This is a genomic window from Ignavibacteriota bacterium (genome assembly GCA_016707525.1).
Lineage (GTDB): Bacteria > Bacteroidota > Ignavibacteria > UBA10030 > UBA6906 > JAGDMK01.
This window is the reverse complement of sequence record JADJHP010000014.1, coordinates 41,574-55,273: the sequence shown is the minus strand read 5'-3', so window position 1 is coordinate 55,273 and position 13,700 is coordinate 41,574. Positions and strand designations below refer to the sequence as shown.

General features: G+C 60.7%; 12 protein-coding genes. All 12 read right to left on the bottom strand.

The window, feature by feature from the left end; translation table 11 throughout:
- Positions 1 to 39: 39 nt before the first annotated feature.
- The 12 genes from IPI01_18370 to IPI01_18315 all read right to left on the bottom strand — a co-directional run bounded on the left by IPI01_18370 (position 40) and on the right by IPI01_18315 (position 13,698).
- Positions 40 to 510, bottom strand: a complete 471-nt coding sequence (locus IPI01_18370; GenBank protein MBK7259722.1) for an N-acetyltransferase — start codon at positions 508 to 510, stop codon at positions 40 to 42.
- A gap of 32 nt (positions 511 to 542) precedes the next feature.
- Positions 543 to 1,547 (bottom strand): Gfo/Idh/MocA family oxidoreductase, encoded by a 1,005-nt coding sequence (locus IPI01_18365; GenBank protein MBK7259721.1) that lies wholly within the window; start codon positions 1,545 to 1,547, stop codon positions 543 to 545.
- A 12-nt stretch (positions 1,548 to 1,559) separates the two neighbouring features.
- Entirely contained in the window at positions 1,560 to 3,023 is a 1,464-nt protein-coding gene (locus IPI01_18360; GenBank protein MBK7259720.1) for a sugar transferase, read from the bottom strand.
- Positions 3,024 to 3,352: 329 nt separating this feature from the next.
- On the bottom strand, positions 3,353 to 4,456 hold the full coding sequence (locus IPI01_18355; protein MBK7259719.1) for a DegT/DnrJ/EryC1/StrS family aminotransferase: 1,104 nt from the start codon (positions 4,454 to 4,456) through the stop codon (positions 3,353 to 3,355).
- A gap of 88 nt (positions 4,457 to 4,544) precedes the next feature.
- Positions 4,545 to 5,732, bottom strand: coding sequence for a hypothetical protein (locus IPI01_18350; GenBank protein ID MBK7259718.1), 1,188 nt, complete (start codon positions 5,730 to 5,732; stop codon positions 4,545 to 4,547).
- Entirely contained in the window at positions 5,716 to 6,756 is a 1,041-nt protein-coding gene (locus tag IPI01_18345; protein ID MBK7259717.1) for a GNAT family N-acetyltransferase, read from the bottom strand. Before IPI01_18345 ends, IPI01_18350 begins: the two co-directional genes overlap by 17 nt.
- Entirely contained in the window at positions 6,753 to 7,970 is a 1,218-nt protein-coding gene (locus IPI01_18340; protein MBK7259716.1) for a glycosyltransferase family 4 protein, read from the bottom strand. The genes IPI01_18345 and IPI01_18340 overlap by 4 nt, the downstream gene beginning before the upstream one ends.
- Positions 7,942 to 9,255: a nucleotide sugar dehydrogenase gene (locus IPI01_18335; protein MBK7259715.1), complete on the bottom strand. Its 1,314-nt coding sequence runs from the start codon at positions 9,253 to 9,255 to the stop codon at positions 7,942 to 7,944. The genes IPI01_18340 and IPI01_18335 overlap by 29 nt, the downstream gene beginning before the upstream one ends.
- Positions 9,245 to 10,426, bottom strand: a complete 1,182-nt coding sequence (locus tag IPI01_18330; protein ID MBK7259714.1) for a hypothetical protein — start codon at positions 10,424 to 10,426, stop codon at positions 9,245 to 9,247. The genes IPI01_18335 and IPI01_18330 overlap by 11 nt, the downstream gene beginning before the upstream one ends.
- Complete coding sequence (locus tag IPI01_18325) at positions 10,423 to 11,556, bottom strand: glycosyltransferase family 4 protein (GenBank protein ID MBK7259713.1); 1,134 nt, start codon at positions 11,554 to 11,556, stop codon at positions 10,423 to 10,425. The genes IPI01_18330 and IPI01_18325 overlap by 4 nt, the downstream gene beginning before the upstream one ends.
- 3 nt (positions 11,557 to 11,559) lie before the next feature.
- Positions 11,560 to 12,285: a hypothetical protein gene (locus IPI01_18320; GenBank protein ID MBK7259712.1), complete on the bottom strand. Its 726-nt coding sequence runs from the start codon at positions 12,283 to 12,285 to the stop codon at positions 11,560 to 11,562.
- Between the two features lie 39 nt (positions 12,286 to 12,324).
- Entirely contained in the window at positions 12,325 to 13,698 is a 1,374-nt protein-coding gene (locus IPI01_18315; GenBank protein MBK7259711.1) for an SDR family oxidoreductase, read from the bottom strand.
- Positions 13,699 to 13,700 lie beyond the last annotated feature (2 nt).

Sequence of the window (13,700 nt, the reverse complement as noted above, 5' to 3'; positions counted from 1 at the left end):
GGGTATCCCCTCATATGATTTCGGTGGTGAACCGCCAACTCAGGCCTTACGGATGACACGGGCAGGCACGCCGGCGACGACCGTATGCGCCGGAACGTCCTTGGTGACGACACTGCCGGCACCGACAATGGCGCCTTCGCCGATCGTCACACCGCACAACACCGTCGTGCTCGTCCCGATCGATGCGCCCTTCTTCACCAGCGTGGTCACCACCTTCCAGTCGGCTTCGGTCTGCATCGACCCGTCAGCATTCACGGAACGCGGATACTTGTCGTTGATGAACGAAACATTGTGGCCGACGAACACACCGTCCTCGATGGTCACGCCTTCACAGATGAACGTGTGCGAGGAGATCTTGCAATCGGCGCCGATCTTCGCACCCTTCTGGATCTCCACGAACGTGCCGACCTTCGACCGGTCGCCGATCTCACAGCCATACAGGTTCACGAAATCATAGACCTTCGTATCTTTTCCCAGCTTCACACTGGGCGCGATCTTCTGGAGCGACATGGTTGATTCTCCGGTGATAAAGGTTCTCGGGTTCAGGGAACGAGCTGGATGAGCGAGCCGTTCTGCTTCAGCGACTCCGCGGCAGCTTCCAGGATCTTCACGACCTTCAGGCCCGAACGTCCATCGGCGGTCGGCCGGCGGCCGGACTTGGTCGCCTCGACGAAGTCGCCGACCATCAGGGCCAGCGCCTCGTTCAGATCGATCTTCGGCGCCCACATGTCGCCGGTGCGGTATTCGACCAGGACCTTGTAGATGGATTCCCGTTCCTTGATGTCCACACCCTTGTCATACACCCGGATCTTCTCGCTGGGCTCCATGTCGTCGTACACGACCATCAGCTTGCTGCCGCCGATGAGGATCTTGCGGACCTTCACCGGGGACATCCAGTTCACATGGAAATGGGCGATGAGCTGGTTGGCATACTTCACGGTGATGTAGGCGATGTCTTCCTTGTCGCTGAAGTGCTTCGACCCGATCGCGGCGACGCTCACCGGCTCCTGGCCGATGATGTAATCCATGATGGACAGATCGTGTGGTGCAAGGTCCCACACCACGTTCGTATCGTGCTGGAAGAGGCCGAGGTTCACGCGCACGGAGTCGAAATACATGATCTCGCCCAGGCGCCCGTTGTCCACCAGCTCTTTGATCTTGCGGACCGCGCCGGTATACACAAAGGTATGGTCGACCATGAGGGTCAGCTTGTTCTTGTCGGCCACCTCGATGAGTTCTTTGCAGTGCGCCGCGCTCTCCGCCATCGGCTTTTCGAGGAGCACATGCTTGCCGGCATTCAGGGCCTGCAGGGCGAGGGGAAAGTGCGTGGACACCGGTGTTGCGATCGCGACCGCGGCAACATCCTTCCGTGCAAGGAGCTCCTCATACGTCTTTGCCGTTTCCAGCGACGGGAACTTCTGCTTCGCGATGGCAAGGCGTTTTTCAGAGGCGTCAAAGCAGACGACTCCCTCCACTGAGGGCGTTGCCTGGAAATTACGGACCAGGTTCGGTCCCCAGTACCCGAAACCGACGACACCGATCTTCATCAGAGATGTTCCTTATTTGGCCCCGGAGCCGAAGAGCATCACGGGAAGCGTTTTGAGCAGGAGACCGAAATCGAGCAACACGGACGCATTCTGGATGTAGTAGAGGTCCAGGACGACCATATCCTCGAACCCTACGACACTCCGGCCTGCGACCTGCCACATCCCCGTGCAGCCGGGCATCACGCTGAGGCGGCGCTTGTGCCAGTCCTCATAGTGATCCCACTCAAACGGGAGGCAGGGGCGCGGACCGACCAGGCTCATGTCACCCTTCAGCACATTAAAGAGCTGGGGGAGTTCATCAAGGCTGGTCTTGCGGAGGAACCGCCCGATGGGCGTCACGCGCGACTCGTTCACGATCTTGGTAGAAGCCTGTTCGGTTGGTGTATTCTTGGATTTGGTTTGCATGAACTGTACAACGGTCTGCTCCCGGTCCTTGTCCTTGTCACTGCCCACCGTCATGGACCGGAATTTGTAGAACTTGAACGGACGGCCACCCTTCCCGATCCGGGTCTGGGCAAAGAACACCGGGCCATCGGATCCCAACTTGACCATCAGCGCGATCGAGGCGAAGAGCGGTGCCAGCAACATCAGCCCCAGCGCCGCGAGAAGCGAATCGAACACACGCTTGTAGCCTTCCATGAACGGGCTCGGGCTGAATTGCGACACGCCGACCACCGGCAGGTTGCCATACTTCTCGATGAACAGGCGCGCCGGCACCACATCATACAGCGGCGAGGTGATCTTCACGACCGCGTCGGTGGACGTGGCGATCTCGAGCACATTGATCAGGCGCCCGTGATCCACATTCTCCAGGCTGATGATCACTTCCTGCACTTCAAAGACCTTGACGATATCCTTCAACTCGGACACGCGGCCGACGACCTTGGCGCGGTTGAAGACGACCTTGCCCAACGGAAGCTCGTCATCCAGGAAGCCGATGAGATTCAGTCCGAGGTGGTCGTTCAGGAACAGATTGATGGCCAGATTCTTGCCGTTCTCGCCGGCGCCCACGATCAGGGCGTTGCGGTGGAACACCTTCCGGCGGGAGAGCCACAGATAGATGTTGCGGAAGACGATGACACGGCCACCGACCAGCAGAATGGCAGAGATCGCACTGAAATAGACCATCGCAAGACGGCTATCCAGGATCCAGTCCGCACGAACGAAGAACGAAAGGAGTGCCAGTCCAAGGATGGTGTACAGGAGGGCCTTCAGGATACGGACCGTCTGGTCCGCAACCGTTATGAAGACGTTGACCTTGTAGAGACTCTGGTACTGGAAGAGGAGCGTTGCGGCTGCACCGAACCCGACAAGGAAGAGGATCTCACCTTCCAGGGGGGCACCGATGAAGGTGAATCCCCCCGCAAAGCTGCGGCCGCGCATCACAATGGCCACGAACAACGCCGCAACGATGGTCAACCAGTCGAGGGTGGGCAGGATATATGCGTACGCAGGACGCTTTTTCAACGCTACCATAGTCTCATACCCTTCAGAGGAAGAGTCCGGTCCGACTGACCTGGACAAAGTAAGAAAAAAGGGATTCCAAAAGCAACTCGGCTGGTGTAGCCTGAATGAGTCAGTGTGTGTGCATAATGTAGAATATTCCCGGCGCGGTCGCCGTGTCCTGCATCACGTCCGGGATTTTGCACCGCACTCGCCATGGGGGAAGTCCCTTGAGCTACCATGAGTCCTCATGGTAGCTACTCCTCTCTAACAACAGGGTATCACGTTATGTTTCAATGCATTAGCACAAATCGCGTCCGCCCCTGCATGGGCAGGGGCGGCGCGGAACCTCACCGGCAACGTCAGGCGTAGAATGCCCGAACGTTCTGTGCCACGTATTCGATCTGCTCGCGGGTGAGCTCGGGGAACATCGGCAACGACAGGATCTCGTTCGCCGCCTTCTCCGTCACCGGGAAATCGCCCACCTTGTACCCGAGCTGCTTGAAGGCCGTCTGCATGTGCAACGGGATCGGATAGTGCAGACCGGTCGAAATACCATTCGCCTCGAGGTGCTTCGCCAGATCATCGCGCCGCGGGGCACGGATGACATACAGATGGTACACATGTTTGGCGTACGGCATCTCTTTCGGCGTGACCACGCCGGGGATCCCCTTCAGAACCTCATTGTAGATGGCCGCATTCTTCCGCCGCGCGTCCGTCCAGGCGCCCAGATGGCGGAGCTTCACGCCGAGGACCGCACCCTGGATGCCTTCCATGCGATAGTTGTGCCCGTACATCTCATGATGGTATTTCTTCTCGGCACCATGGTCGCGGATCATCTTGAACTTGCGCGCCAGCTCCGGATCGTTGGTCGCCGCCGCCCCACCCTCGCCGTACGCGCCAAGGTTCTTGCCGGGGTAAAAACTGTAGGACGATGCCACGGAGAGTCCGCCCGTACGCTTCCCCTTGTATTCGGCCAGGTGCGACTGGGCGCAGTCCTCGACGAGCGCGATCTTGTGCTTCTTTGCGATCTCGGCAAGCGGGTCCATGTCGGCCGGCTGGCCATACAGGTGCACCGCCACGATCGCCTTCGTCTTTGGCGTGATCTTCGCCTCGACCTTCTTCGGGTCGATGTTGTAACTGTCCGCTTCGCAGTCCACGAACACCGGCGTCGCCCCACACAACGTCGCGCCCCACGCCGTCGCAATGAACGTGTTCGCCGGCATGATCACCTCATCGCCCGGTCCGAGGCCCAGGGCCCAGAGGACCATGTGGTTGCCGTCGGTCCCGGAACTCACCGCATAGCAGTACTGCACGCCGTGTTCCTTCGCAAAGGCAGCCTCAAACTCCGCCACCGGCTTGCCGAGGACATAGGCCGTATTGTCAAGCACAGAATGGATCGCCGGAAGGACTTCGTCCTTGATGCTGGTATACTGTGCTTTCAGGTCGAGAAACGGTACCTTCATCATATGCTGTCCTGTTGTTCGTGAGTACGTTTTGTCATGGCCGGATCCCTCTGCACACCTGCGACTGCCACGTGTCATGTGAACACGGTCACGCTGCGCCGGCCGGCGTCGTGACCACGGTACCTTCCTTCAGCGTGCTCCTGAGCACCACACCCCTGCCCGCGGCGGGTCCGACGATCCGCCAGGTCCCACCCTCTTCCCGGAGCGACGATGCCTGGCGGTCGCGCCACCACTGTGCCGCTTCGTGGGGCTGCACGTGCCACACACCCTGCAAGCCCCTGACGTATTCCAGCATGTCCCGGTACAACCTCAGCCGGTCATCCGTGAGCATATAGTCCGGATGGATGTTGATCATGCCGATCCCGCCGTGCGCGAGCAACCACTCCATCTTTTCCTTCCACACACCGATGTCCGTGTGACCGAGGATCTCAAAGAGCGAATGATCCTGCGGCAACGAGAGCGGCAGCTCGACCATGTCCCCGAGGAAGTACGGCCAGATACTGCAACACCCACCCGTCTGCGGTTCGTACGGATCGGTGTCCGGGAACGAACTGTCGTACGCGAACGGCATCGCCGTCATCCATGCGGCATTGCGCAGCGTGGACGGCGAGCGGAACCCCCGCGCACCCCAGGAACGCGCATACTCCGCGATCGCCTTCATCCGCGATTCGAACATCGTGCGCGACTGGAACAAACGGCCGTCATGCTTCAAACCGTGCACTCCGATCTCGAACCCACCCTCGCGCAACGCGTCAACGATCGTCCAATCGATCGGGTACCGTTCGGGGACCAGATTCCAGCACGAGGAGAACCCGAGTTCCTTCTCCACCGCTGCAAGTGCGGGTGCGCGACGCAAGCCGGAGTCCCACTCGACGTCGTGCGTGATCACGAATGCCGCGCGGGCATTCCCGGGCCAGTACGAGATCCGGTGGACATCGGGCCGCACCTTCAACATCCCGCGGACGTACGCATCCACTTTCGTCACGAGCAGAGGCTCCACCGGCCAGGCCGGAAAGGCCGTCTCCGCCTGCACCGCAACATAGCGCTGACGCAACGCGATCTGCACCGGACGCGGGATGATGGGCTTCAGGGCGTAATAGAGACGCCGCTTCCATCCCTGACGGTCATCCACGTACCGCTCGTACAGCCAGTGGCCGACCTGCGTCTCGACTCCTTCCGGCTCGGGGATACCTTCGCCGATCTTGAGAAGTTCACGCAGCGTCGACCGCTCTGCTCCCGGCAGCTTCACTTCCGTTGCGTCATCCGACATGTTCATACAACACCTGTCCTATCACCTTCAACACCGGCACCGGCATCCGTTGGATCACCGGTTTCAACCGGTCGAGGATCCCGCCGCCCGACCCGCCACCCGCCGGCCGTGCCACGGTCCCAACCTGCGCGTAGGAAATATCCGTTTCGATGGTCCCCCATCCCCGCTTGAACTTGATCAGGCCCTCACCGTCCAGGTCCGACCGCCCGAAGTCGAGGATACGTATCCCCTCGGCGATGCCGTAACGCATGGCGTCCCACATGATGCCATGGTTCGGACGATGCACAAGCCCCTCGTCATCCGATGCGCCGTACTTGTAGTACAGCGTGTCCTTGTAGCGCATGAACACGCACGCCGCCAGCACCTGTTCTCCCAGTCGTGCGATGCTCACGAACCCCATCCCGCGGTCCATGAGATGCTTCTGAAACCCGTCAAAGAACCGGTCCGGCTGCGGCGGCAGTCCGTGCTTCCGCCGCGTCATGTAGTTCAACTGCATGAACGTCCGCAGGCCTTCCTTGTCTGTCCGCCGCTCAACCACTCCTCCCGACTTCAGGAACTTGTTCAGACCGCGCTGGGTCTGCGACTTATCGAAAGCCTTCATCAGCCGGTCGGGGTCCTGCCCCAGTTCGAGCTGATGACGCTTATAGGCCCCGCTCCGGCACGCGAACGCATGTTCGATCTCGGAGCGCATCTCGATGAATGCGAGTCCGCGTTCCCGCCCCCGTGCCAGGGCAGCATCCAGCAACAGAGTATGCACATCATCGGAGACCGCCACCGATCCACCGTAGTCCGAGAACGGCAACGAGACCGCGCGGCGGCCCGTGAGCCGGCTCCTGATCTCCAGCAAGGGCAACACGCCCACCAGGGTCCCGCCGTCGAAACACCCCAGGGAAGCCGGGGTGTACCGGTAGGCCTCCATCAGCGGCGCGATCCATTGCGGGTGATGGAACACCGTCGCGCCGGGGGTGGCGTCCAGGAACGGCAGCCACTGCGGGTCGGTGAGCGGGTCTATGCTCCGGATCTCCATCATCGTGAAAGAACGTAGGCATACGCGGCGCGCAGGCGTTCCGCCTGTTTCTGCCACGATAACTCTTCTGCGACGCGTTTCACGCCCGCCTCGCCCATTTCCTTGCAGCGTGCCGGATCGTTCGCCAGCGTCAGGATGCCTTCAGCGAATGCCACCGGGTCATTGTTGTTCACATACAATGCGCACGGCCCGGCCGAAAATTTGTTCTCCTTGAGATGGAAGGAAACGATCGGTTTGCCGAGCGACATGTACTCCATGATCTTGGTCATGGTGGAGAGCTCATTCAGCGGGCTGTACGGATCGGGCGACAGGCACACATCGGCCGTCGACATGATCTCGAGCGCCTCGGGGTCCGGGATGCGCCCCGTGAACACGATATCCTCCGCGATGCCGCGTTCCGCCGCCATCTCTTTCAGCCGCGGCCAGTCGTCGCCCTTGCCGATCAGGTAGAACATGACATCACGGTTCTTGCGCGTGTTCACCAGCTCGTCCACCGCGCGGATGATGTATTCGAGCCCGTCCTGAATGGCCATCACGCCGATATAGGCGGCCATATACTTGCGCCCTTTCTTCAGGGCGGGATTGGGCGGTGCGAACTTGAAGCTCCGCGTGTCGGGTCCGTTACGCACCACGAACACCTTCTTCGCGTTGCGCGGGTCGGTCTCGATGGCCCGCTGCTTGTATGTTTCGTTCGTGGAGAGGATCCCATCCGCGAAGCGGTACGACAGCTTCTGGAACCACCGCTGGATGGTGTAGAGCATCCCCGCGTCCTTCTCCTCCTTATCGAACCTGCTGAGGTAGGCTTCGGGCGAGAGGTCGTGCTCATCGAAGATGAACCGGATGCCGAAGAGTTTCAGGTACAGCGCCAGCGGCCAGAAGATATCCGGAGGGTTGGCCACGTGCACCACATGGACCTTTCCCCGCAGCAGCAGCCGGTGCAGCAGGAAAAAGGTCTTGAGGAACGCAACGCCATATTCCCGGAAGTACCCCACGACCGAACCGTCGGCAAAGGTATTCGTGTACCGGTGGATCTCGATGCCTTCCAGCACCGTGAAGCGCTCGTTGTCCTTGCCAAAGATGGGGCAGATGACGCTCACGCGCGCGCCGGCTTCCTTCAGCGCGCGGGCGATGTTCCACATGCGCCGGTCGAACGGCACTGCCTCGTTCTCGATGACCAGCAGGATATGTTTACCAGCAAATACCTTCGTAGTGTCCATGCGTCGATTTCCAGTCTTCGGTGATCCGGACCAGATCGTAGATCATCTGGCCGGGTTTGACGAGGCGCGTGATGTCCTTGAACTCCGCACCCTTGTTCGCAACGAGAATGACCTCCGCATGGTCGAGCACATCCTGCATCGAGGGTTTCATGAGCGAGGAGATGTGCGGGATCTCATGTTCGATATAGCTCTTGTTCGCACCGATCAGCCGGGCGAGGTTGACGTTGGCATCGTAGATCGAGAGATCGTAGCCTTTGCCGATGAGGGTCTCAACGACATCCACGATCGGGCTTTCGCGCAGATCATCCGTGTCGTTCTTGAAGCTCAGGCCCAGGATGCCGATCTTCTTCCGCTTCGTGGCCACGACCCAGTCCACGGCCCGCTGCACCTGCGATTCGTTGCTGGGCATCAGGGAGCTGAGGAGCGGGGTCGCGATGTCGTTGCGGCGCGACTCATACGTGATGGCGCGGACATCCTTCGGGAGGCACGACCCGCCGAACGCGAAGCCGGGCTTCAGGTAGTACGGTGAGATGTTCAACTTCGTGTCCTGCACGAAGATGTTCATCACCACATGGCTGTCGATGCCCAGCTTCTTGCTGATGGCACCGATCTCGTTCGCGAACGTCACCTTCACCGCGTGGAAGGCGTTGCACGCGTATTTCAGGATCTCGGCCTCACGGATCTTGACGGCATGGAACGGGGCATTGACGCCCGCATACATCTCACGGAGCATCTGCACGATCTTGTCATCCGAGCCGCCCACCACCGTGTACGGCGGGTTCTCAAAGTCGAACACCGACGTGCCCTCACGCAGGAACTCGGGGTTGTCCGCGACGCCAAAATCCTTGCCGGGCTGCTTGCCGGATTCACGGCCGACCAGGGCCGCCACCTTGTCCACCGTGCCGGGCAGCACGGTACTCCGCACCACGATGCCGTGATACGTGTTCTTCAGCCGCAGGGCCTGTCCCGCCTGCTCGGCGACGCGCATGACATAGTCGAGGTTCAGGCTGCCGTTGGGCGCACTCGGCGTGCCGACACAGATGAGGCTCAGGTCCGTCCCCTGGACGGCTTCCGTGAGATTCGTGGTCGCGGACAGCTTGCGTTCGGCGATCGCCTGATGCAGCAGCGCCTCCACACCCGGTTCTACGATCGGGGTGGTGCCTTTATTGATCAGTTCTACCTTGACCGGATTGGTGTCGACCCCGATGACACGGTGCCCCTGCTTGGCGAGGCATACTGCGGATACCGTGCCGACATACCCCAGACCGAAAATGCTAATGTTCACGGGAGGTCCTCTCTCTCAGTAGATGTGCGAGTGCATGATGCATCGTGGCCGCGCCCCAGTGAAAGGTCGGGGTCTTATTGGTGAACCACGAATTCTTCCAGAGATAGAAATAGCCGTCGCGATCCTGCATGTTGCGGATCGTCCAGAGCGCGACGCGCTCGGCCAGGGCAAGGTACTCCGGGCGCTGCCATTCCCGGCTGAAGAATGTCAGCGTATCGATGGCCTGTGATGCGCTCTGGATATCATACTTGTACGCGCGGTCCCAGTAGTACTTCGGCCCGCCTTCGTCGGTGAAGAAATGCTTGACGTAGAAATCCATCCCCTTCTCGAGCGCCGGCTGGAACTCCGTGTTCCCGCTGCAGATCTGGTAGCCAAGGATCGAATCCAGGTCGTACGCGGTGTGCCAGTTGTCGATCCAGTGGTACATCGGATGCTCGCCGTAATACCAGGCCCCGTTCTCGAGCTGGCCTTTGACGCTGGAGCGGACCGCTTCCGTGGCGATGTCGAGGAGCTCCTTCTCACCGGTCTCCCGGTAGACCTCGGCAAGCATGCGGGCACCGATGAGATTGGCATTGTGCACGGAAAGATTCGCATCGGTCACGTAACTGATGACCAGTCCGTTCGGGTCCGTGAACCGGGGCAGGTCCTTGAGGATGTGCGTCGCGATGCTCCGCGCAACATCGAGATACTTCTGATCTTTGAGCGCGCGGTAGGCCTCGATGAACTCATGGCCGATCAGGCCGCTCCACACCACCGTGGGTGCGTACTTCGGGATATCCGATCCGCGCGAGATGTAATCGAACGCGTTCCCCCAGCAATAGCCGGAGTACCCTTTCGAGTTGTTCGCGATGAGCCAGTCCAGCGCCCACCTCGTCCGCTCTTCATAGCGTGCCTCACCCGTGAGCAGGAAGAGATTCAGGTAGCCACCCGCCAGAAATCCCACGCCCTTGGTGCTGGTGTGGGGCTTGATGCCGAGCAGCGGGCGCAGATTGAACGGATTGCGCCGGACTCCCTGCTGCAGCACCTGTTGCGGGAATCTCTTGTAGAACGTCAACGGACGCAAGTAGGATGACAGGCCGTCGAAGGGATCGTACCCCTTATACTCATTCCGCACAAGCCAGGCATCGAGGCGCTGTACGGATTCCCAGAATGGTGTCTGTGTGTAGCTCACGGTCGGGTGCTTGCTCCTGATGCGAGTCGTTGATAGATGTCTTCGATCATGCGGAAGTTCCCCGCCCAGTCGCCCCGGGCGCGCACGATCTCGAGATTGCGTTGCCCGTACCGTTCGTTCGCGGACGCATCGGCAGCCAGCGCGAGGACCGCTTCGCCAACGGCGGCATGATCCCCCCGGGGCACGATCCGCCCGTTCTCGCCATCGATGATCCACTCCAGATTGGAAGGCACGTCGGTCAGCAGTGCCGACAACCCTGCGGCCATCGCTTCGAGCAGGGACACGGACGTGCCGTCGCTGTGCGAGGTGGAGACGTACAGGTCCGATGCATAGAGATACTGCAGCAACTGCTCCCGTGGGATCTTCCCGGTCCAGCGCATCACATCCGTGAGGCCCAGGGATCCCGCAAGCGCTTTCATCTCGGCTGTCAACCCCCCACCCCCGATCATGATCACGCGGAGGTTCGGGTTCTTCGCACAGGCAGCGCCCATCCCCTTCAGGAACACATCAATGCCATAGACCGGCTCGTGGTTCCGCGTCATGATCACGATGAACTTGTCCTGCCACCCCAGGTCCTTCCGCACGGCATCACGCTGGGCAGCGCGGCCACGGGCGATGGATTCCACATCGATCCCCCACGGGATCACCGTGATCTTCTCCCCGGGATACGCGAAATCCGCAATGAGCTTCTTCTTCACATGCTCGGCATCGCACGTCACCCAATCCGCCGCGCGGAACACCGTGCGGTTGGCGAATGCGAACCAGGGGTTCCGCTGGGTGTCCAGCAGCACATCCGACCCATAGGGCATGACGAGCAGCGGGTGGAACCCGGACAGCGCACCGAGAAAGGATTCGTTCCACGTGTTCCCGCCATGGATCACATCCGGCCGGAAACGCTTGATGCATGCCTTGAGCCGCGGGAGCAGGTGGATCGGCATGAACCGTTGCAGCTTGGGCAGGAACCGTAACGGGACGGACTCGACGCTGATGTGCGGCAGCGTGGCAAGGCGCGGGTCCACCTGACGCTGGTGGAACGAGAAGATGCAGGTCTCATGGCCGGCAGCGGAAAGGTTGCGGACGAATTTCTCATCGTGATCCGTCACGCTGCACACCAGGAACAGAATACGCATATGCTAGTTCGATCGCCTCGTTTGCGTTGTACGTTCGGGTTGAACTTCTGCCGGTCCGCTCCCGCCGGATACCCGTACCAGCCGGAGCACAAGATACGTGATGATCGGATTCCGCCTGCGGAAGAAGCTCCAAGCGATCCGGAATCCTGCCTGCTGTGCCAATGCAGCATACGCGGACAGCAACTCACCCTGAAACAGATGCCGGGGGTCGTTGGCGTTGAAGAATCGCCTGCGCGCATCCAGCGTCGCTTCCTTGAACATCTCCGGATACTGCCTCCGCACCGCGCCGTTCAACTCCGGGATCACATCCAGGACCAGAACGGACTCATCCTCGAGGACACGGAAGATGTCCGGGAACAGGTCAAAATGCTCGACGTGACCGACGTGCACGGGAGAATTGTCGACCACAACGAACCCGAACCGCCGGTCCGTCCGCGCGACCTCGGCATACGTATCCGTGATCCGCACCACCGATCCCGGAAAACCAGCGCGGAGCACCGGCTCATGGCCGGCATGGATCTCCCAGAGTTCCAGGCTCCGCACGGAGGCCGCATAGTCGCGCGTGTGCATGCCTCCCGTGAAGGCGAAGCATTCGAGCGCATCGAGCGATGCGACATTGATGCCGCGCGACCGGAGATCGCGCAGGACCCCGCACATCGGACTCAACCTGAGCGTCCGGCGCAGAGCGCGTGCGGCATTCTTTGCTTCTGTCAAAAGAACAGGTGTCATGCTTGTACCTCCCCCGGACAACGGCACCCCCGTGCACGTTCAATCCTCGGCAGCATCAAAATAGTGATTGTAATAGATGCGCTGGGCCGGATTCTTGATGGTCCCATCCTCCAGGCGTCCGAAGATGGTGCTCGCAGCCCCTTCCACCGATGCCTGGGGACGGAACCCCAGGGTCTCGCGGACCTTCGTGAACGACACGCGATAGTCGCGCGCGTCCAGGGAACTGTCGTCGCGGTGGATCGGGATCCCGCCCAGGGTCGTGGAGACGCGGTCTGCGATCTCCTCGATCTGGTAGTTCTGCTCATCCGACCCGACGTTGAAGATCTGATTCCCGACGTTCTTCAGATCGGCTTCGATGCAGCGCATGTACACTTCCGCAGCATCCTCCACGTGCAGCAGTGGACGCCACTGCTTCCCACCGAACACGAGAATCTTCTTGTCCGTGAAGGACTTCATGGACATCGTATTCACCACAAGGTCGAACCGCATGCGATGGGAGTAGCCGTACAGCGTCCCCATGCGGAGGATCGTCGGAGCGAAGTAGCTGTCGCCCATCTTGAGGATGATCTCTTCGGACGCGATCTTCGTCCGGGCATACAGCGACACCGGATTCAGGGCAGCATCCTCATCCAGCAGGTCCGCGCCCACACCGTACACGCTGCAGGTGGACGCATAGACGAACCGGCTGATGTGCTGGAGCTTTGCGGCGGTCGCCAGTGCCTGCGCCGCGAGCACATTGGTCTCGATCGTTTCGGTCGGGCGCACCTTGGAGGCAGGATCGCCGACGATCGCCGCAAGCAGGATCACGGCATTCACCCCTTCGAGCGCATTGACGCACGTATGGATGTTGCGCAGGTCGCCCTCGAGGATCTCGCACCGTTCATTCCCGGCAAGGTCTTCGACCGACTTCCGGCCGTAGATAAAGCTATCCAGCACCCGCACCCGGTACCCGCGCGCCAGCAGTTTGCGGGTCAGCATGCTCCCCAGATACCCCGCACCGCCGACGACGAGCACGCGTTTTTCGGGATCGGTGAGGAGCTTGCTGGCGCCGGACTTCGTGGCCGCGATGTCATCGACCGACAGGATGTCCTGGATCTCGCCGACGGACGACACCACGGGCACGTACATCACGCCATGGAGTTGGAGGTCGGCCAGGAGCGCGTCGAGCTGCTTCCGGTCCTGTTGCGACCGTTCTTCGACGCGGTAGGTGTACTTCATCGGATAGGCACCCACCTCGGCTTCGGCGCTCACGCCGCTGATCAGGAGCCGGCGCAGGTCGGTGGTGAACACCCCGCCGAGGTACACGCCCTGTTCACTCATGATGAATCCGGTATTGAACGGGGTACGTTCGATCCGCTGGATCGTCTCTTTGATGGACGTGTGACGCTCGATGAGGGGGATCGGGAATTTCATAC